Origin of the sequence: Lonsdalea iberica (assembly GCF_002111585.1) — a bacterium.
GTDB classification, from domain to species: Bacteria; Pseudomonadota; Gammaproteobacteria; order Enterobacterales; family Enterobacteriaceae; genus Lonsdalea; species Lonsdalea iberica.
This window is the reverse complement of sequence record NZ_LUTP01000004.1, coordinates 121,066-140,755: the sequence shown is the minus strand read 5'-3', so window position 1 is coordinate 140,755 and position 19,690 is coordinate 121,066. Positions and strand designations below refer to the sequence as shown.

The following is a 19,690-nucleotide window of genomic DNA, read 5'->3' as shown; positions in this document are numbered from 1 at the left end:
TATACTATGCATTTCCGCTTGAAAGTCAAGACTTATCAGCTTGATTTTCTTTTAGTCTCGACAACGTTGTGTTGCTGTTGCCGGGTCAGTGGGAGCGCATTATAGGGAGTTATTTCGGGCTGACAAGTGCTAAATACAAAAACATTTTCAACCGTTCACAATTCACTCAAAAACCGAATAGAGTGGTAATTTTTCCAGCGAATCGAAGCCAAAGCGAGCTAATACTGGCTGCAGCATGACGACCTGCGGCGTGATGTTGAGGCAAAAGACTACATTTTTCTGAATAGACAACGCCGGCTGTTCCATATGTTGATTAAGCCACAACGCTCTTCGCGCAATCGCCGCCCCGGAATCCACCAGTCTAGTCCCGTCCGGCAGTACCTGCAGCAGTTCGTTCGACAGTAAAGGAAAATGAGTGCATCCCAATACAACGGTGTCTGGCGGTTCTGATAATTCTAGCCAGGGTTTTAATATGCGCAGCAACGCTTCAGTCGAAACACTCTCTCCTCGCAACTTAGCTTCACCCAGCTCCACCAGCTCCGATGATCCCAATAGCAAGATTTTGCAATCATTAGCAAAGCGCGCAATAAGTTCATGCGTGTAAGTGCGTTGCACCGTGCCACGAGTCGCCAGTAGCCCAACCACGCCGTTGCGAGTGAGCTTTGCTGCCGGCTTAACGGCAGGCACGACACCCACAACAGGAAAGGAGAAGCGTGCACGTAGGGCAGGAAGGGAAATAGTACTCGCTGTGTTGCAGGCAACAATAACCATAGAAAGTGGGTGCCGCTGCTGGACCGCTTCGACGATAGCGAGTACCCGTTGAATCACAAATTGTTCAGGTTTCTCGCCATAGGGGAATGCTTCATTATCGAAAGCGTAGATATAGTGCAAATCCGGTAACAACTTGCGAACTTCATCATAAACCGACAAACCGCCCACGCCGGAGTCAAGAATAAGTACGGTAGGGCGTTCGGAAATAGAAGGAACCGCTTCCGGCGAGATCGAACTCTCGCTCTGCCAATCGGTAGCCATAATCCCCTCTTCAGCTAAATAAACAGACCGCGATTTTACCATGAACCGGGTTGTTCGAGAGGAGGTAATCTGTCGCCAGGGCATATCGCGACAAACAGGCCGCCTCTCTATGACAAGGTTGGACATCCCTTCTGAATCCCCTACAATCGCCGCCAGTAAAGTCACCCCAAAGCTTTTAAACGAGAACACTATGACGCCAGAAATCCTACCCATCGAAAACTACGACGCTCAGCTAGAAGAAAAGCGCACACGTCTAGAGGCGATGATGGCACCATTTTCCGCTCCGAAACCCGCGGTATTCCGTTCTCCGGTTAGCCACTACCGTATGCGGGCCGAGTTCCGCATCTGGCACGAAGGTGACGACCTTTACCACATCATGTTCGATCAACAGACAAAACAGCGCATTCGGGTCGACAAGTTTCCCGCCGCTAGCGAGCTGATTAACGCACTCATGCCGCTATTGTTGGCAGCCATCCGTCCGCAGCCCGTGTTACGCCGCAAGCTATTCCAGATTGATTATCTTTCCACCGTGAGCGGTGAGATCGTCGTCTCGCTGCTGTACCATCGTCCGTTGGATGAGGAGTGGCAGCAACTGGCTCGCGAACTGCGCGATCAACTACGGGCTCAAGGCTTTAATCTGCAACTCATAGGGCGAGCGACCAAAACTAAAATCTGTCTCGATCGGGATTATGTGGATGAAGTCCTGCCTATTGGGGGTAAAGACATCATTTATCGCCAAGTGGAAAACAGTTTCACCCAGCCCAACGCCGCGACGAATGTACAGATGTTGGAATGGGCGCTGAACGTAACGGCCGGTTCGAAAGGGGACTTGCTGGAGCTTTACTGCGGCAATGGCAACTTCTCGTTAGCGTTGGCGCGTAACTTCGACAACGTATTGGCGACCGAGATAGCCAAGCCATCAGTGGCTGCCGCGCAATACAACATTACCGCTAACCAGATTGATAATGTGCAGATTATTCGCATGGCGGCAGAAGAGTTCACCCAGGCCATGCGCGGAGTTCGCCAATTCAATCGGCTCAAGGGTATCGATCTTAGCAGCTATCGCTGCGAAACCATTTTTGTAGACCCGCCGCGCAGCGGTTTGGATGACGATACGGTACGCCTGGTGCAGGAATACCCACGCATTATGTACATATCCTGCAACCCGGAAACCTTGTGCGCCAATCTGGAAACCCTGAGCCAGACACACAAAATCACTCAACTCGCGCTGTTCGATCAGTTCCCCTACACCCATCACATGGAGTGCGGCGTTTTACTGGAAAAGTTAGCCTAACGCATCCGCCAGCCGGTTCTTCCGGCTGACTGCTCGCTCATTAAGAGGCACTGTCTTCGGACGACTGACGGCTACGCAGCTTGATAACCAACCACAAAGCCAGTGCCATGCAGAGGATAGATGGCAAGAAATTGGAGCCAATCTGTGGATACTCCACCCGAATGATCGCAGTGTAGAGCAGCAGGCCCAAGAGGAAGCAGCCTGCAACCAACTTTGGCAACCCAAGCGACATATCCAGGCGCCGATGACGTTGGCGTAGACAGTAAACCGACAGCGCCAACGTGATAAGCGGAAAAATGGAAAACGGAACAACCGCGCTAAACAAGGCAGCGAACGTGCCATTGACCGACAAACCGGCAATCACCGACAGCACCAAAGTCCCTTTCTCTGCATTTTTCTGTTTTGCCATGATGTTCCTCTGCGACTATGGAAGACTACGGCGGAGTAAACCCCTTACTCAGCTCTCTTCGATACCAGTAATACGCCCCTTTCGCAATCATCCGCAGTTGCAGCACCAGCCGTTCTTCCAGTTGGCTCCGTTGTTCAGCGCCGATATCCAGCGCTTCTGCGCCCGCGCTGAAAACAATCGTCACCATCGCTTCCGACTGCGCCTCGGCGAAACTGCGGGGGATATGATTTTCGACTTCAAGATAATCCGCCAATTCGGCAATAAAATGCTGAATTTCTCGAACAACGGCGGCACGAAATGCAGCGGAAGTACCGGAGCGTTCACGCAATAGAAGACGAAAAGCGTTCGGATTATTGCCAATGAATTCCATAAAGGTGGATACCGACGTCCTGATAACGCTGCCGCCGCTCTTGACGATACGCTGGCGGGCCTGTCGCATCAGTTGGCGGAGCATCAGACCGCTCTCATCCACCATTGTCAGACCGAGTTCATCAACATCACGGAAATGACGATAGAAAGAGGTGGGGGCTATTCCAGCCTCGCGGGCAACCTCGCGCAGGCTAAGGCTGGCAAAACTGCGCTCGGCGCTTAGTTGGCTGAATGCAGCTTCAATAAGAGAACGACGCGTCCGTTCTTTTTGTTGTGCTCTAACACCCGTAGTCTTGCTCAAAGTGATTTGCTCTCCTTACTTAGGGAGGCACTATAACAAACTTTACTCACTACAAAGTGCGTCAAAGTTTGTCCGTATAAAAAGTGACAATAGCGCTTTCTTCAGAAAAACGTCGTTGGTGATAAAGATGCCAATGTCGGCAAGCAGGCGACAATTTAGAGTCAGTAGACTGACAAAATCGCCCCTTTCAACGCCTCAACATCGACTGAGTTGACAATGCGTTAACGCCTCGCATGCTCAATCATTTCTAAAACACCGTTCGATGTTGTACTTACTCAGGCGCGAACCTCGACCCGCAAGAATTTCGCGCCTCTCAGATGGCCACGGCGCACGTTGAAGCGACACCGACCTCTCCGCAACTGAACACTTACACCGCCTGCTTGGCTTGGTTGTCCAAATACAGCTGCATGTGCTCGCGAATGGCATCGGCCAGCTGCTCGTACCGGCTGCGCAGCGGCGATCCTGGGCGGTAAACCAATGCGACCGTGCGCTTAGGCTCCGGTTTGTAACACTGAAGGTAGGATACGCCGTCACGCGTTCTTTCTTTGGGAACCGACAGAGAAGGCAACAGCGTAATTCCGCTACCCGCCGCCACCATGTTTCTCAGCGTCTCAAGACTGGTCGCCCGAAAATGCGTGTCTTCATCCGCCCCGGCCTGGAAGCAGAAGCCCATCGCCTGATCGCGCAGACAGTGGCCGTCTTCCAGCATCAGCAGCTTCTCTCCGGACAGATCCGACATTGCGACCCGCTCGCGGTTGGCCCATGGATGATCCTGATAAATCGCCAGCTTCATCGGTTCATCGAACAGGGGCACTTCGATAAAGGCTTCTGATTCTTTCACCATCGCAAGGATGGCGCAGTCCAGCTTGCCGCTATCCAACTGAGCGAGCAGCTGATGGGTCTGCGCTTCGTGCAAATACATTTCCAATTTGGGAAACGTTTTGTGTAGCATAGGGATGATGTGAGGAAGGAGATAAGGGCCGACGGTCGGAATCAGTCCGATATGCAGTGGACCAGACATGCTTTCACCCTGCTGGCTAGCCATCTCTTTCAGCACTTTGACTTCGCGCAGCACCGTTCTAGCCTGCTCGACTAACAGCAAACCTGCCTGTGTAAACAGCACTTTGCGGCTGGTGCGCTCCAACAACATCACGCCCAGCTCGTCTTCGAGCTTGCGAATCTGCCCGCTTAGAGTAGGTTGGCTAACGTGGCAAGAATCAGCGGCTCGGCGGAAATGCCGGTGCTCCGCTAACGCCACAAGATATTCTAAATCCCGGATGTTCATGCCTCAATTCTCCTCAAACACGATAGCCCATAACGATAGATAGGATAGCAATGAACGATTAGCCCTATCAACCTCTATGAGCAATAATACATCCAACTTAAGCAAGCAGCTTTCTGTTTGTACGCTACAGAACATGAATGTGAACTTATTCAACGCCTTCACCAGGGCAGAGAAGCTACAACAGGATTGTGGCAATCAGGATCAGTGAATTTCTGGCGGCCGGGGCTAATTCATGCGGGCTACCGGCACCTGATACTCACTAACGGTACAGAAACACGCCGATATCATCCTGAAAGCATACAAGTAAAAAGAAAGCCAACGATATTTTGGCGGGCCTCTGGCCCGCCTTTTTTTTTGCCTTCGATAAGAGCTATAGAGAAACCGTCGGGAGCTGCATACCTGAAGTCAGAAGGAGCGTGGCGGCATCCCTGTCAGTAGGAAAACCGATAAGGGAGCCGTCGCTACATGATGGCGCGACGACAATCAGGCCGCGATGGCGGGACGCACGCCCAGCGTATGGCAAATGGCATAGCTCAGCTCAGCGCGATTCAGGGTATAGAAATGGAAGTCTTTGACCCCTTCTCGTCGAAGGATTTTCACCATATCCATTGCGATGGAAGCCCCTACCATCTTGCGCGTTTCCGGATCGTGATCCAATCCGTCGAACATGGCCGTCATCCAGTTTGGTACGCGTACATTAGTCATCGTGGCGAAACGCTGGAGCTGTCGGAAGTTAGATACAGGTAAAATGCCCGGCACAATTTCTACGTCGATCCCCGTTGAGACACAGCGGTCGCGAAAACGTAGATAGCTTTCTACGTCGAAAAAGAACTGGGTGATGGCACGATTAGCGCCAGCATCGACTTTTCGTTTCAAATTAATCAAATCTGCCTGGGCGCTTTTGGCCTCGGGATGCACTTCGGGATAAGCCGCCACAGAAATGTCGAAGTCGCCGACTTCCTTCAGCAGCGTCACCAAATCCGCAGCATACAGCTCAGGTTTGCCGCCATCAGGGGGGAGATCGCCCCGCAGCGCGACGATGTGGCGGATACCGCTCTGCCAATAATCCTGTGCGATGGCTTTCAATTCATCACGACTTGCGTCAATGCAGGTCAGATGCGGTGCGGCATCGACGCCAATACGTTCCTTGATGGCTTTGATGATGCTATGCGTGCGATCGCGCTCTCCAGAGTTCGCGCCGTAAGTCACCGACACGAACTTAGGTTTCAGGCTGCTTAAACGGTCAATTGAACTCCACAGCGTCTCTTCCATCTCACTGGTGCGAGGGGGGAAAAATTCGAAAGAAACATTAATGTGCCCCTGCAATTCCGCCAGGCTCTGATTCAGCGCCTCCTGATGATTCGCGTGGAAAAAACTCATATCCTTACCTCAATTAGCCGTTGTCATTGCCACCATGCAAACGTCTATACGTTTAGACGTCTATATAAAAATGGCCGATTCGGTATGAGGAGTCAACGCTTTGAGAGCTGATGTTTATTCATGCAATATGAGCAAGATTCATGTTGTTTTTATATAGATACAATGTGTTGATTCTAGGAATAAAAAAACCCGAAGCAGCGTGCTTCGGGCAGGATTGTAACGAGGCGATTTTTCGCGGCAGTATCGCCTATAACTTCACAATCAGAGGAGTTGCGCCAGCCGGTTAAGATCGGATTGGATAGCCCCTGAGGTCACATCACGACCGGCACCCGGTCCTCGGATCACCAGCGGATTATCACGATACCAGCGGCTCTCAATAGCGAAGACATTGTCGCACGGCAGCAATGCGGCCAGAGGATGGTCTGGGCGGACGGCCTCGACCCCGACGCGCGCCTTACCGCTGGCGTCGAAGCGTGCCACATAGCGCAGCACCAATCCCATTTCATTGGCGGCTTCCAGCCGCTGGAGCATTTGATCGTTCAGTGACTCGCCATCCTCGAAGAACTGGTCGACGGAGCCCTGTTCACAGCCTGCGGGCACCAGCGATTCGACACGCACCTGCGACGGTTCGATCTCATGGCCGGCTTCGCGCGCCAGTATCACGAGCTTACGCATCACGTCCTGACCCGACAGATCATCGCGCGGGTCCGGTTCAGTCAAGCCTTGCTGCCATGCCTGATCCACCAGTTCGGTGAACGGCACCGTGCCGTCGAACTGCAAAAACAGCCAAGACAGCGTGCCGGAAAAGATACCGCTGATGGCCAGGATACTGTCCCCGCTTTCACACAGGTCGCGGACCGCATAGTTCACCGGCAGTCCGGCGCCGACGGTGGCGTTATATAACCAATGGCCGCCAGTTTTCGCGAACGCATCGCGGATTTGACGATAATTATCGCCGCCGGAAGCCCCCGCCTGTTTATTCGCGCTGATGACATGAAAACCATAGCTGGCGAAATCCAGATAAAGATCGGCTACCGCGCCGCTGGCGGTCACATCCAACACGACTAAATCATCATAAGGATTAGTGCGCATCCACAGGAACAGCTCGTCTTCATCACGCTCTTGCGCTTCGTCGTCGAAATACGCCAGCACACGTCCCGCATCCAGGCCGTCGTGATTAAGCAAGCTACGGCGGCTGTCGACGACGCCAGCCAGAACAAATTCAAATCCGGTACGTGCGGAAAGATGGGCCTGCTCGCGAGCGAACAGCTCCAGCCAGCGGGAACCAATGTTTCCTTTACCGAACAGCACCAATCCGATGCGTTTCTCGGCTCGGAACAGAGAGTGGTGCAGACCACGAACCAGATGCTCGGTCGGTCCGACGCGCAGCACTGCCGCCAGACTGATGCTATCGTCCGATTCACAGACGAATTCGACCGGCTGGTCTTTTAGCTGCTGATAGAAGCGGTGGCTATGAAGCGGGTTATTGCCGACGCCAGCCCCCACCACCGCGACGATCGCCAGACCCTCGCGCAGTTTAAGCTGGATCGGCAGCGCCGACTGTTCCAGCAGCGACCAGGCGCTGTCGACCACTTCCGAGGTATAACAAAACTGCAGCAAGTTACGGTCAGGATGGATGCCCGTCGCCAAGGCTTTAATCTGCGCGCGCTGAAGCAGCTGTCCGGCGTCTTGCTGCACACGTTGGAAATCATGTCCATCGCGCACCGTCACCTCAATCAGACAAACATCATCATGACTGGTAACGATTTTTGCGCCGGTTCCGGAGGCCAATACACGCTCAATACGCGTCGAACCTTGCTCGGGTTGATAACTGCACCGCAGCTCAAGATTGGTATCGCTGCCGGACACCGGCTGCAACGTGCGAGTGTGCAGGACCGGAGCAGCCAAACGCGCCAGCTCGCTGGCTTCGTCCAGCCTCAGCAGCGGCAGCAGGCAGGCATCTTTGACTTTGCGCGGATCCGCACTGAACACCCCGGCGACATCACTCCAGATCGTGACGCGCTCAACATCCGCCAGCGCGCCAATCTGCGTGGCCGAATAGTCGCTACCGTTTCTTCCCAGCAAGACCGTTTCACCCGCTTCGTTGCGGCTGATAAAACCGGTGATCACCAGGCGCTGATTGGCATGCTGTGTGAGCTGCTGCTGCAACAGCGGCCAAGAGCGGCCTTCATCAACCTGCGGCAACGCGGAGCGCTCCGCGCAGAGAAACGTGCGCGCATCCAGCCAGGAGGCATCGATGTCTAACTGATTGAGTACGGCGGCCATGAGTCGCGCAGACCAGATTTCGCCATGCCCGACAACCTCGGCGTACGCCGCTTCAGTGATTTTGCCGTCGAGCAGCGCCGCCAGACGCTCAAGGTCATGAATAAACGCTGAAGTCAGCCGCTCGGCTGCGGCCTCCGGCAACAGCCCCGCAATAAGATCGCTTTGATAGCGGCGCAGCGCCTGCTGCACCTGATGCGCGGAAATACGGTCGGTTTGACTCAGCTTTAGCCAGCTAATCAGCTGGTTAGTGGTGCCACCCGCCGCCGACACGACCATCAGGTCACCGGGACGGCTGTATTCGGCCATAATACCGGCGACGCGCTGATAGCATTTCACATCAGCCAGACTGCTGCCGCCAAATTTATGCAGTTGCCGGCCTGTGGCGGCACCCGCTATCCCTAAAGCACTCATCGTTACCTCTTTGCTACTGCCTGAAATGCCTGTTTCAAATCGGCGACCAGATCGTCGCCGTCTTCAATGCCGACGGAAACTCGCAGCAGCGTCTCGGAGATCCCTGCTGCAGCGCGTGCTTCCGGGGCCATTCCGGCATGAGTCATGGTGGCGGCGTGGGAAATCAGGCTTTCAACGCCCCCCAACGACTCCGCCAGCGTAAATAGCTCCAGCGAGGACAGGAAACGGCGCAATGTCTCTTCATCACCGTCCAGCTCAAAGCTCAGCATAGCCCCAAAACCCGACTGCTGGCGACGCGCGATGTCATGCCCAGCGTTTTCCGGTAAAGAGGGATGGTACAGTTTTTTCACCAGCGGCTGCTGCTGAAGGAATTCCACGATCTGTAAGGCGTTCTTCTGCGCCGCAGTCATACGGGGGCCCAACGTCCGCAGACCGCGCAGCAGCAGATAGCTGTCAAACGCCGCGCCGGTCACGCCGATGTTGTTGGCCCACCAGGCCAATTCAGTCACGAGCTCAGGGTCGCGCGCAATGACCGTTCCCGCGACCACATCCGAGTGACCATTGAGATACTTGGTGCAGGAGTGCACCACCAGGTCGGCGCCCAGGCTCAGTGGATTTTGCAACGCCGGGCTCAGAAACGTGTTGTCCACCACACTGACCGCGCCCGCCTCACGCGCCGCCTGACAGATGGCGGCGATATCGACCACGCGCAGCAGCGGGTTGCTGGGGCTTTCGACCAGCACCAAACGCGGTTTCTCCGCCAGTGCGGTCTTCAGCTCCGCCTCGTTGCCCTGATCGACGAATTTCACCCGGAACGCGCCACGTTGGCTCAGGCTGTCGAACAGACGATAGCTGCCGCCGTAGCAGTCATGGGGAGCCACCAGGAGATCGCCCGGACGCAGAAAAACGGTGCAGACCAGCAAGATCGCCGACATTCCGCTGTTTGTCATCACCGCTCCCGCTCCGCCTTCCAGCTCGGCAAGCGCACGTTGCACAACATCGCGTGTCGGATTACCGCGCCGGGAATAGTCGTGTTCACGAGGCTGATTAAAACCGGCGAAGTTATAAGTGCTGGAAAGATGAATGGGGGGAACGACGCAACCGTACTGCTCGTCGTTATTCAACCCGCTGCGAACTGAGATAGTGGCCTGTTTGCGCGTCATCGGTGATGATTCCTGACTGGTAGCTGAATGAAGAGACTCAAGAGTAAACGCAGTCAACATGGACGTCAATACATCTAGACTTCTAAACTTCTTTGCGTATAGATTGAGCATCCCTATAATAATCGCTAGAATTAAGGCAATTTATGGCAGTGACTGTCCTCATTACGATAATTTTTAAGGTATCTCATGGCTAAGTGGAATGGCGAATACGTAAGCCCATACGCTGAACACGGCAAGAAAAGTGAACAGGTCAAGAAGATCACAGTTTCCATCCCGTTGAAAGTATTAAAGATTTTAACTGATGAACGCACCCGTCGTCAGGTAAACAACTTGCGTCACGCCACCAACAGCGAATTGCTCTGCGAAGCGTTTCTCCATGCCTTTACCGGCCAACCGTTACCGAATGATGAAGACTTGCGTAAAGAACGCAGCGATGAAATCCCCGAGGTGGCCAAACAGATCATGCGGGAAATGGGTATCAACCCGGATACCTGGGAATACTGAGTGATGCCGTGACCGGTATCCAGAAACGACAAAGGCACCCGAGGGTGCCTTTGTTATGCGCGGAAGAAAATCCGCGGCAAAAACCGTGAAGCAAATTACTTCTTGCTGCCCGGGATGCTGAAACGCTTGTTGAAGCGATCAACACGACCACCAGTGTCAACAACACGCTGTTTGCCAGTGTAGAACGGGTGGCAAGCGGAGCATACGTCCAGGCTCAGGTCGTGACCCGCAGTAGAACGGGTTTTGATGACGTTACCGCAAGAGCAAGATGCAGTAATTTCGTTGTAATTCGGATGGATACCTTCTTTCATGGGAAACCTCTGATTAAGGCCGTGTCGCTATCCAGCCCTATTCCGCCAGACACCACACGAGGTTGAAGTTGAATTCGTTTTATCTTTATACACGCGGTATAAAGGCGGCGAATCATACAGAAATTAACCAGCCGTTGCAATCACCCCCACACAGAACCTGCCGCACCATGTACACTATCGCCCGGATGGTTTTCCGCACAATCGCATTGTGTCCGGTTCGACTCGCCATCCATGCTGTATAAAGAGTTTTCCTTACGTTTCGGACGGAGATGCCATGCCTGTCGTTCAGGTTGCCCTGCCCGTGCCACTGGCGCGGACTTTTGATTATCTGCTGCCCTCGGGATCTCTCCCCCCGGCCCCCGGCATGCGGGTACGCGTGCCGTTCGGCAACCGCAGAATGATTGGCATTGTCACTGCCCTCAGCGACAACAGCGCGCTGCCGCTGACTCAACTCAAACCGCTGCAGGACGTGTTGGATCCGGAGCCCTTATTTCCCGCCAGCCTGTGGCGAATCCTGATGTGGGCCGTGGAGTATTACCACTATCCCATCGGCGAAGTGCTGTTTCATGCGCTGCCGACGCTGCTGCGTCAGGGTAAACCCGCGCATGCGGCGCCGTTGTGGCAGTGGTTCGCCACCGAACAAGGGCGTGAAACCCCGCTGCCGACGCTGAAGCGCGCGCCCAAACAGCAGCAGGCGCTGGCCGCTTTACTGCAAGGGCCGCTTTATCGCCATCAGGTCAGCGACGCCCAATTGACCGAAGCCGCGCTGCAGGCGTTACGCGCCAAAGGGTTGTGCGACCTCAGGCCGCTATCGCAAACGCCGCGCGATTGGCGGACGGATTTCAGCGTCAGCGGCGAGCGCCTGCGGCTCAATACCGAACAGGCGACCGCCGTCGGCGCAATACGCAGCGAAGACCAGCATTTTTCCGCGTGGCTGCTGGCGGGCATTACCGGTTCCGGCAAGACGGAGGTCTATCTCAGCGTGTTGGAAAACATCCTGGCGCAGGGAAAACAGGCACTGGTGCTGGTACCGGAAATCGGACTCACACCGCAAACCATCGCTCGATTCAGAGATCGCTTCAACGCGCCGGTAGACGCGTTGCATTCCGGCTTGAACGACAGTGAACGTCTGGCCGTATGGCTGAGGGCGAAAAACGGGGAAGCCGCCATCGTAATCGGCACACGTTCCGCCCTATTCACGCCTTTCGCTCGACTGGGCCTCATCGTCATCGATGAAGAGCACGACAACTCGTATAAACAGCAGGAGGGTTGGCGCTACAACGCCCGCGATCTGGCCGTGTTCCGCGCCCGGGAAGAGAATATCCCTATCGTCATGGGTTCCGCGACTCCGGCGCTGGAAACGCTGTATAACGTTCAAATCGGCAAATATCGGCAGTTACGCCTCAGCAAACGCGCCGGTAACGCCCGGCTCGCACAGCAAAATATCCTCGACCTGAAAGGACTGCCGCTGAACACCGGTCTCTCGCAACCGCTGATCGCACGGATACGCCACCACGTTCGGGATGGAAATCAGGTCATTCTGTTTCTCAATCGACGCGGCTTTGCGCCGGTGGTGATGTGTCATGAATGCGGCTGGATCGCCGAATGTCCGCGCTGCGACCACTATTACACGCTGCATCAGCATCAGCAGATGCTGCGTTGCCACCACTGCGACAGCCAGCGGCCGGTGCCGCAGCAATGCCCGGACTGTGGTTCGACCAATATGATGCCGGTGGGACTGGGCACCGAACAGCTCGAACAGGCGTTGCCGGCCCTCTTTCCCGACACACCGATTACCCGTATCGATCGCGACACCACCAGCCGCAAGGGAGCGCTGGAACAACAGTTGGCGCAGGTGCGTCAGGGCGGCGCCCGCATTTTAATCGGGACCCAGATGTTGGCCAAAGGCCACCATTTTCCCGATGTAACCTTGGTGGCGTTGCTGGACGTGGACAGCTCTCTGTTTTCCGCCGACTTCCGAGCCGCGGAACGGTTCGCCCAGCTTTACACCCAGGTCTCCGGCCGCGCCGGCCGAGCGGGAAAAGCCGGCGAAGTGGTACTGCAAACCCATCACCCCGAACATCCGCTGTTGCAAACGCTGTTGCAGCAAGGCTACGACGCTTTCGCGGCTCAAACGCTGAAGGAGCGCCAAAGCGTGGCGCTGCCGCCGTTCACCAATCACGTGCTGTTTCGCGCTGACGATCATGACAACCAGCAAGCCAGCCAATTCCTTTACCAACTGCGTAATCTGCTGGAAGCCAGCCCGTTGCGCGACGAAAACCTTTGGGTACTGGGTCCGGTGCCCGCTTTACAGCCCAAACGCGCTGGGCGGTTTCGCTGGCAATTGCTGCTTCAACATCCCTCCCGCGCTCGGCTACAGCATCTGCTGCGGACGTCCCTGAGCCTCGTCGATACCTTGCCGCAGTCGCGTAAAGTCAAATGGGTGTTAGACGTCGACCCGACGGACGGATGACGCTGTCTTCCTGTTGATTACACTAAGATTTTGCGAACCAAGGCGAAAAATGCGCTCTTGACGCTGTTCAACGTATGATAAATCCACAACTATAATGCGTGATCTATTAATCCCTGCGCCGCAAGGCGCTATGCTGAACACGGTAAAAGTCTAACTGCGGCATAGAGGCGGTCCTGAGCGATCAGAGCCGAACAGACGCAGCAGCGGAAGCTGGCGTGAGGAGAATGAGCGTTGGAGAATAAAGGCACGGCTGCTGCAACAATGAAGGACGTGGCGGATAAGGCGGGCGTCTCAACCGCCACGGTATCCCGAGCCCTGATGGATCCGGAAAAGGTCTCTGCCTTGACCCGGCAGAAGGTTGAGGAAGCGGCCAAGGCCGTCGGCTATTCACAGTATGCGTCCGCTCGCTACGCCCGACGACACGAAACCCGAACGCTGTTAGCGATCGTCCCGGATATCAGCGATCCTTTTTTCAGCGAGGTCATCCATGGGATCGAAGAGACCGCCGCGTCTCGGGGCTATCTGGTATTGATCGGCGACTGCGCCTACCAGCGGCGACAAGACAGAGGGTTGTCCGATCCCAACGTCACCGCTCAGGTTGACGGTATAGTGCTGCTAGGGTCCGACTTACCGTTCGATGCAGGTAAGGCGGCACGGCGCAATCTGCCGCCGATGGTCATGGCGAATGAATTCGTTCCCAAACTGGAAATGCCGACGGTGCATATCGACAACCTGACCGCCGCATTCGACGCCGTGCACTATCTTCACGAGCTGGGCCATCAGCGCATTGCCTGTATTGCGGGCCCGGCGACACAGCCTCTCAGCGAGTATCGGCTGCAGGGCTATATCCAGGCGCTGCGACGGGGCGGTCTGACGGTGGATAACCACTATATCGTGCGAGGAGATTTCAGCTACGACACCGGCATTCGCGGGCTGGGCATTTTGATGTCACATCCCACCCCACCGACCGCGATTTTCTGTCATAGTGATACCATAGCGATGGGAGCGCTGGCGCAAGCTCATAATATGGGCCTGAACGTGCCGCGGGATCTATCGCTCATGGGATTTGATGATATTATCCAGGCCAGCTACTGCTTCCCCCCGCTCTCCACTGTGGCTCAACCCCGCTACGAAATCGGACGTGAGGCAACGCTGCTGCTGCTTGAACAGCTGCAGGGGCATTCCGTAACCCGGAGCTCACGCCTGCTGTCCAGTAAACTGGTCATTCGCGACAGTACCGCTCCACCGAATTTCGCGCATCACCGGCTTTCGGAATCACGGTGCTAGTCAAACATTTTAGGGTTCAGTAACATGACAACCTGTTACTTTTTTTACTTCGTAGTGAAACGATAGTGGCACAAAGAGACTATGTCGGGCGGGGGCGTTCAGGCACACGCCGGAAAAAGACATCCAGCCGGAAAAAAAAGGGTACCTCAGGCGCATCCAAGACCATGATTGCGCTAGCGGTTGCCGTATTGGTGACCTTCGCAGGCGGGCTGTATTTCATTGCCCACAACAAGCCGCAGGAGATACCGGTACTTCCTCATCATGCCGGCGGCAAGGGCAATGGGCTTCCGCCTAAACCCGAAGAACGCTGGCGTTACATCAAAGAGCTGGAAAATCGCCAGATTGGCGTAACGACACCGACGGAACCTTCCGCCGGCGGCGAAGTCCGCTCGGCCGGGGAGCTCACGGAAGAGCAGCGCCAACTGCTGGAGCAAATGCAGTCGGACATGCGCCGTCAGCCAACACAGCTGTCTGAAGTGCCGTACAACGATCAGACCCAGGTGCCGCGCTCTCAGGTGTTTATCAAGCCGCAGGCACCCGTCGCGCCGCTGACGCAGCAACCGAATCAGAATGTGCCGAAAACGGCTCCCGCGGCACCGAAAAATACCGCTCCCGCCAACACGGAAACGGCAAAGGCGCCGGTGGAAAAACCCGAGAAATCGCAACGCTGGATGATCCAGTGCGGCTCATTCAAGACGATGGCTCCTGCTGAATCCATCCGGGCGCAACTGGCATTTGCAGGCGTGGAAAGCCGTATTACCAGCAGCGGCGGCTGGAATCGCATCATACTGGGCCCCTACAGCAGCCGCGCCGCGGCGGACAAGATGTCCCAAAAACTAAAAGGTATGGGCAACAGCAGCTGTATTCCATTAGCCTCCGGGGGTTGAAAACCCCCGCCCCGTCCCCATTTCTAACTTCAACATGCCCCGCACGCTGCGGGGGCCTTTTTCTTTAGTAACGGGGATTAGCTCGTGACAACAATCGTAAGCGTACGCCGCAATGGCCAGGTCGTCATCGGCGGAGATGGTCAAGCCACCTTAGGCAACACCGTGATGAAAGGTAACGTGCGGAAGGTACGCCGTCTTTACAACGACCGTGTCATCGCGGGATTTGCGGGCGGCACCGCCGACGCCTTTACCCTGTTTGAACTGTTCGAACGTAAATTGGAGCTGCACCAGGGACACCTGGTCAAAGCCGCGGTGGAATTAGCCAAAGACTGGCGAACCGACCGCATGCTGCGCCGTCTGGAAGCGCTTCTGGCCGTGGCGGATGAGAACGCCTCGCTGATCATCACCGGCAACGGCGACGTCGTACAACCTGAAAACGATTTGATCGCTATCGGTTCCGGCGGCCCATATGCCCAGTCCTCCGCACGCGCACTGTTGGAAAATACCGACCTGAGCGCCAAGGAAATCGTCGAGAAATCACTCGGTATCGCCGGTGATATCTGCATCTACACCAATCAGTTCCACACGATTGAAGAATTAGCCTCCAAGGCGTAAGGATCTACTATGTCTGAAATGACCCCGCGCGAAATAGTCAGCGAGCTTGATAGCTATATCATCGGCCAGAACAAGGCGAAACGGGCCGTGGCAATCGCCCTGCGCAACCGCTGGCGCCGCATGCAACTGGACGAAGACCTTCGCCACGAGGTTACGCCAAAAAACATTCTGATGATTGGCCCGACCGGCGTAGGTAAAACCGAGATTGCCCGTCGTCTCGCCAAACTGGCCAATGCGCCGTTTATCAAGGTAGAAGCGACTAAATTCACCGAAGTCGGCTACGTCGGGAAAGAAGTGGACTCCATTATCCGCGATCTGACCGATGCCGCGCTGAAGATGGTGCGCCACCAGTCTCTGGAAAAGAACCGCGTTCGTGCCGAAGAACTGGCGGAAGAACGTATTCTGGACGCGCTGATCCCACCGGCCAAAAACAACTGGGGACAGTCCGAAGAAAATCAGGAACAGTCTCCTGCCCGTCAGGCTTTCCGTAAAAAACTGCGTGAAGGCCAACTGGACGATAAAGAAATCGAGATCGAACTGGCCGCCGCGCCGGTGGGCGTTGAAATCATGGCGCCTCCGGGTATGGAAGAGATGACCAATCAGCTTCAGTCCATGTTCCAGAACCTGGCCGGACAGAAGCAGAAAACCAGCAAGATCAAAATCAAAGATGCGTTCAAGCAGCTGGTGGAAGAAGAAGCCGCCAAGCTGGTGAACCCGGAAGAGCTAAAACAGCTCGCCATTGAATCTGTTGAGCAGCACGGCATCGTGTTCATCGACGAAATCGACAAAATCTGTAAGCGCGGCGAATCCTCCGGCCCGGATGTGTCCCGCGAAGGCGTGCAGCGCGACCTGTTGCCGCTGGTGGAAGGCTGCACCGTATCCACCAAGCACGGCATGGTGAAAACCGACCATATCCTGTTTATCGCCTCCGGCGCCTTCCAGGTAGCCAGCCCGTCGGATCTGATCCCCGAACTTCAGGGTCGTCTACCGATCCGCGTTGAGCTCCAGGCGTTGACCACGGAAGACTTCGAGCGCATCCTCACCGAGCCAAGCGCATCCCTGACGCAGCAGTACAAAGCGCTCATGGCGACAGAAGGCGTAGATGTGGAGTTCGTCCCAGACGGTATCCGGCGGATCGCGGAAGCGGCATGGCAGGTCAACGAACGTACCGAGAATATCGGCGCGCGTCGTTTGCATACCGTGTTGGAACGCCTGATCGAGGAAGTGTCCTACAACGCCAGTGAAATGGGCGGTCAGAATGTGACGATTGATGCGGATTACGTACGTGATCACCTGGATGAATTAGTAGCAGATGAAGATCTGAGCCGATTTATCTTATAATCCGTGCCAGCGGATCATCCTGACAACATATCAAGTGGGAGGCTATCGCCTCCCACTTGCGTTTTCGGCAACGACGTTAAGCATAATCTCCCAGAACTGAAGCGGATCATGACCTCATTGACACATAGCAGCAAAACTCAGGCCTGGCTCGACAGTTTGCGTCCCAAGACGCTGCCGTTGGCCTTTGCCTCCATCGTGACCGGCTCGGCAATCGCCGGTTGGCAAAGCAGTTTCAAACCGGGAGTCGCTTTGCTCGCTCTGCTGACGGCCGGTTTACTGCAGATTCTTTCCAACCTGGCCAACGACTACGGCGATGCGGTGAAAGGCAGCGATACCGAGACGCGTATCGGGCCGTTGCGCGGTATTCAGACCGGGGCCATCAGCCTAACCGAACTGCGCAATGCCCTGATCGTCACGGTGCTGCTGACCATTGTTTCCGGTCTTTCGCTGGTCGCGCTCGCCTGCGAAAAACCGGTGGATATCGTCGTCTTTCTCGGATTGGGTCTGATGGCGATTCTGGCCGCCATCACGTATACGGTGGGCAACCGCCCCTACGGCTACATCGGCTTAGGCGATATTTCGGTCCTGATTTTCTTTGGCTGGCTTAGCGTAGCAGGCTCCTATGTCCTGCAAACCGGTCATTTCGACAGTATCGTCATACTGCCCGCGACCGCCTGCGGTCTCTTAGCCACCGCGGTGCTGAATATCAACAACCTGCGCGATATCGACAACGATCGCTTGAGCGGAAAAAACACGCTGGCCGTCCGGCTCGGCGCACAGAAAGCCCGCCGCTATCACATGCTGCTGTTGATGCTGCGCCGCTGTGTCTGGGACTGTTCGCACTCATTTATCTGCAAAGTCTGGCCGGCTGGCTGTTTATTTTGTCGCTGCCGTTGCTGGTGAAACAGGGGTGCTACGTACTGCGTGAAACCACCGCGTTCAGCATGCGTCCCATGCTCGAAAAAACGGTCAAATGCGCGCTACTGACCAATATTTTGTTCGCAGCGGGCGTGATGCTCAGCTGACCCCATCGAGTTCAATGTCATCGCTGTTCCCTGATTACGGTCAAGGCGACAGGCGATGATTTTGCTAACCTTCGCCAGAAAGGGATATACTCAAATTCACGATCCCTGCGGCAACCAGGCGTTAATCCTATGAAATACGATACTTCCGAACTGTGTGATGTCTATCATGAAGAGGTCAACGTCGTTGAACCTCTCTTCTCCAATTTTGGTGGACGTAGTTCATTTGGTGGTCAAATCACCACGGTGAAATGCTTTGAAGACAACGGGCTGCTTTATGAGCTGCTGGAAGAAAACGGCATTGGGCGCGTACTGCTGATCGACGGTGGTGGCTCGGTGCGCCGGGCGCTGATCAATGCCGAACTGGCAAGATTGGCGACGCAAAATGAGTGGGAAGGCATTGTGGTCTATGGCGCGGTGCGTCAGGTCGACGATTTGGCTGAGCTGGATATCGGCATTCAAGCCATGGCGGCCACGCCGGCTGGCGCTGAAGGCGAAGGCATCGGCGAAACGGATATCCGCGTCAATTTTGGCGGCGTCACCTTCTTCTCCGGCGACCACCTGTATGCCGACAACACCGGTATCATCCTCTCCGAAGATCCGCTGGACCTGGAGTAACCGGATGAAAAGGGCGTGAACTCGCCCTTTTCCGTCTCTTTGTCACTTACTCTCTTACTGTACTTCTTCCATCTTGCCCAGCAGCGCCTGCAGACGTTCCTGCCATGAGCTCTGAGCTTCACGCAATTGTTCGTTCTCGCGCATCAGCGCATCACGATTGCCTGCCACACTCTGAACTTCCTGCGACAGCGCATTATTCTTTTCTTTCAGCTCTTCAATTTCCATCTGCAACAGCGTAATGGTGTCAATCGCCTGCTGAACTTTCGACTCCAGCTTCTCAAACACTTCAAATGACATAACTTCTAACCCCTTTTTCACGCAAGGCATACGCCGTTAACGCTGATTTATTACGAATTCTCACACCGTACTGGCGTATTCATAGCGTTGGCGCACTAGCCGCAATGCGGACGGCCGGTCTGCGCCGACTCCGTTACGCCCCCAGGGCGCAACACGCTCGGAAGATTGTAAGTAGCCAGCCGGAAACTGTCTAGCGCCCATCCTCCACAATCGCGAGTGTGTCATTTTTTCCCGATCGGGCTATCGGCAGAAACCGAAAAAACCCGCCGGAGAGCGGAAAATGTTAATCACGTTATGCCGCTTTTTAACCGTTTTCAGCGGCAAATCGTTTCGCGGTCACAGGAAATAAGCGAATACGCTCATTTTTTTGACGCACAACACACATTTCACTAGCGATATTTTTCT

At 55.2% G+C, this 19,690-nt stretch carries 17 protein-coding genes and 1 pseudogene; 9 read left to right on the top strand and 9 right to left on the bottom strand.

All coding sequences use genetic code 11. From position 1 onward, the window contains the following. Window positions 1-162: 162 nt before the first annotated feature. Window positions 163-1,032, bottom strand: a complete 870-nt coding sequence (gene murI / locus AU511_RS02740) for a glutamate racemase (RefSeq protein ID WP_094108691.1) — start codon at window positions 1,030-1,032, stop codon at window positions 163-165. A gap of 190 nt (window positions 1,033-1,222) precedes the next feature. Between murI and trmA the strand changes: the two genes are divergently transcribed. After that, window positions 1,223-2,326 (top strand): tRNA (uridine(54)-C5)-methyltransferase TrmA, encoded by a 1,104-nt coding sequence (gene trmA, locus AU511_RS02735; RefSeq protein WP_094101616.1) that lies wholly within the window; start codon window positions 1,223-1,225, stop codon window positions 2,324-2,326. 40 nt (window positions 2,327-2,366) lie between these two features. Here the strand turns inward: trmA and AU511_RS02730 are convergent, their stop codons facing one another. The 6 genes from AU511_RS02730 to metB form a co-directional block, all read right to left on the bottom strand. Next, on the bottom strand, window positions 2,367-2,735 hold the full coding sequence (locus tag AU511_RS02730; RefSeq protein WP_094101615.1) for a YijD family membrane protein: 369 nt from the start codon (window positions 2,733-2,735) through the stop codon (window positions 2,367-2,369). Window positions 2,736-2,760: 25 nt separating this feature from the next. Continuing rightward, window positions 2,761-3,405, bottom strand: a complete 645-nt coding sequence (gene fabR / locus AU511_RS02725) for an HTH-type transcriptional repressor FabR (RefSeq protein ID WP_094101614.1) — start codon at window positions 3,403-3,405, stop codon at window positions 2,761-2,763. Between the two features lie 367 nt (window positions 3,406-3,772). Further along, a complete protein-coding gene (gene oxyR, locus AU511_RS02720) occupies window positions 3,773-4,690 on the bottom strand; it encodes a DNA-binding transcriptional regulator OxyR (protein ID WP_094101613.1) in 918 nt (305 codons plus the stop codon). Window positions 4,691-5,173: 483 nt separating this feature from the next. Next, entirely contained in the window at window positions 5,174-6,070 is an 897-nt protein-coding gene (gene metF / locus AU511_RS02715) for a methylenetetrahydrofolate reductase (RefSeq protein WP_094101612.1), read from the bottom strand. Between the two features lie 261 nt (window positions 6,071-6,331). Continuing rightward, window positions 6,332-8,767, bottom strand: a complete 2,436-nt coding sequence (locus AU511_RS02710) for a bifunctional aspartate kinase/homoserine dehydrogenase II (RefSeq protein ID WP_094108687.1) — start codon at window positions 8,765-8,767, stop codon at window positions 6,332-6,334. A gap of 2 nt (window positions 8,768-8,769) precedes the next feature. After that, window positions 8,770-9,930, bottom strand: coding sequence for a cystathionine gamma-synthase (metB, locus tag AU511_RS02705; protein ID WP_094101610.1), 1,161 nt, complete (start codon window positions 9,928-9,930; stop codon window positions 8,770-8,772). Between the two features lie 186 nt (window positions 9,931-10,116). Here metB and metJ point away from each other — a divergent pair, with 186 nt between their 5' ends. Beyond that, complete coding sequence (gene metJ / locus AU511_RS02700; protein WP_094101609.1) at window positions 10,117-10,434, top strand: met regulon transcriptional regulator MetJ; 318 nt, start codon at window positions 10,117-10,119, stop codon at window positions 10,432-10,434. A 95-nt stretch (window positions 10,435-10,529) separates the two neighbouring features. Here metJ and rpmE read toward each other — a convergent pair whose 3' ends face one another. Further along, on the bottom strand, window positions 10,530-10,745 hold the full coding sequence (gene rpmE, locus AU511_RS02695) for a 50S ribosomal protein L31 (RefSeq protein WP_094101608.1): 216 nt from the start codon (window positions 10,743-10,745) through the stop codon (window positions 10,530-10,532). Window positions 10,746-11,019: 274 nt separating this feature from the next. Here rpmE and priA point away from each other — a divergent pair, with 274 nt between their 5' ends. The 7 genes and pseudogenes from priA to rraA all read left to right on the top strand — a co-directional run bounded on the left by priA (window position 11,020) and on the right by rraA (window position 18,988). Beyond that, the gene (gene priA, locus AU511_RS02690) at window positions 11,020-13,218 is read left to right on the top strand and encodes a primosomal protein N' (protein ID WP_094108686.1); all 2,199 of its coding nucleotides are present in this window, start codon (window positions 11,020-11,022) and stop codon (window positions 13,216-13,218) included. Window positions 13,219-13,449: 231 nt separating this feature from the next. Next, window positions 13,450-14,505, top strand: a complete 1,056-nt coding sequence (cytR, locus tag AU511_RS02685; RefSeq protein ID WP_094108685.1) for a DNA-binding transcriptional regulator CytR — start codon at window positions 13,450-13,452, stop codon at window positions 14,503-14,505. Window positions 14,506-14,570: 65 nt separating this feature from the next. Then, window positions 14,571-15,392 (top strand): cell division protein FtsN, encoded by an 822-nt coding sequence (ftsN, locus tag AU511_RS02680; protein WP_094108684.1) that lies wholly within the window; start codon window positions 14,571-14,573, stop codon window positions 15,390-15,392. A gap of 84 nt (window positions 15,393-15,476) precedes the next feature. Then, window positions 15,477-16,007 carry an ATP-dependent protease subunit HslV gene (gene hslV / locus AU511_RS02675; RefSeq protein WP_094101605.1) on the top strand — a complete coding sequence of 177 codons (531 nt, stop codon included), beginning with the start codon at window positions 15,477-15,479 and terminating at the stop codon, window positions 16,005-16,007. 9 nt (window positions 16,008-16,016) lie between these two features. Then, window positions 16,017-17,348, top strand: a complete 1,332-nt coding sequence (gene hslU / locus AU511_RS02670) for an HslU--HslV peptidase ATPase subunit (RefSeq protein WP_094108683.1) — start codon at window positions 16,017-16,019, stop codon at window positions 17,346-17,348. Between the two features lie 108 nt (window positions 17,349-17,456). Further along, window positions 17,457-18,373, top strand: a pseudogene (locus tag AU511_RS02665) (1,4-dihydroxy-2-naphthoate polyprenyltransferase). A gap of 129 nt (window positions 18,374-18,502) precedes the next feature. Further along, the gene (gene rraA / locus AU511_RS02660; protein WP_026740887.1) at window positions 18,503-18,988 is read left to right on the top strand and encodes a ribonuclease E activity regulator RraA; all 486 of its coding nucleotides are present in this window, start codon (window positions 18,503-18,505) and stop codon (window positions 18,986-18,988) included. Window positions 18,989-19,042: 54 nt separating this feature from the next. Here the strand turns inward: rraA and zapB are convergent, their stop codons facing one another. Continuing rightward, window positions 19,043-19,285 (bottom strand): septal ring assembly protein ZapB, encoded by a 243-nt coding sequence (gene zapB / locus AU511_RS02655; RefSeq protein WP_026740886.1) that lies wholly within the window; start codon window positions 19,283-19,285, stop codon window positions 19,043-19,045. Window positions 19,286-19,690: the final 405 nt, after the last annotated feature.

Bases quoted from the DNA above. Each gene is read 5' to 3' on its own strand.
- murI (WP_094108691.1), bottom strand. From the start codon at position 1,032: ATGGCTACCGATTGGCAGAGCGAGAGTTCGATCTCGCCGGAAGCGGTT.
- trmA (WP_094101616.1), top strand. From the start codon at position 1,223: ATGACGCCAGAAATCCTACCCATCGAAAACTACGACGCTCAGCTAGAA.
- AU511_RS02730 (WP_094101615.1), bottom strand. From the start codon at position 2,735: ATGGCAAAACAGAAAAATGCAGAGAAAGGGACTTTGGTGCTGTCGGTG.
- oxyR (WP_094101613.1), bottom strand. From the start codon at position 4,690: ATGAACATCCGGGATTTAGAATATCTTGTGGCGTTAGCGGAGCACCGG.
- metF (WP_094101612.1), bottom strand. From the start codon at position 6,070: ATGAGTTTTTTCCACGCGAATCATCAGGAGGCGCTGAATCAGAGCCTG.
- AU511_RS02710 (WP_094108687.1), bottom strand. From the start codon at position 8,767: ATGAGTGCTTTAGGGATAGCGGGTGCCGCCACAGGCCGGCAACTGCAT.
- metB (WP_094101610.1), bottom strand. From the start codon at position 9,930: ATGACGCGCAAACAGGCCACTATCTCAGTTCGCAGCGGGTTGAATAAC.
- metJ (WP_094101609.1), top strand. From the start codon at position 10,117: ATGGCTAAGTGGAATGGCGAATACGTAAGCCCATACGCTGAACACGGC.
- rpmE (WP_094101608.1), bottom strand. From the start codon at position 10,745: ATGAAAGAAGGTATCCATCCGAATTACAACGAAATTACTGCATCTTGC.
- priA (WP_094108686.1), top strand. From the start codon at position 11,020: ATGCCTGTCGTTCAGGTTGCCCTGCCCGTGCCACTGGCGCGGACTTTT.
- hslU (WP_094108683.1), top strand. From the start codon at position 16,017: ATGTCTGAAATGACCCCGCGCGAAATAGTCAGCGAGCTTGATAGCTAT.
- rraA (WP_026740887.1), top strand. From the start codon at position 18,503: ATGAAATACGATACTTCCGAACTGTGTGATGTCTATCATGAAGAGGTC.
- zapB (WP_026740886.1), bottom strand. From the start codon at position 19,285: ATGTCATTTGAAGTGTTTGAGAAGCTGGAGTCGAAAGTTCAGCAGGCG.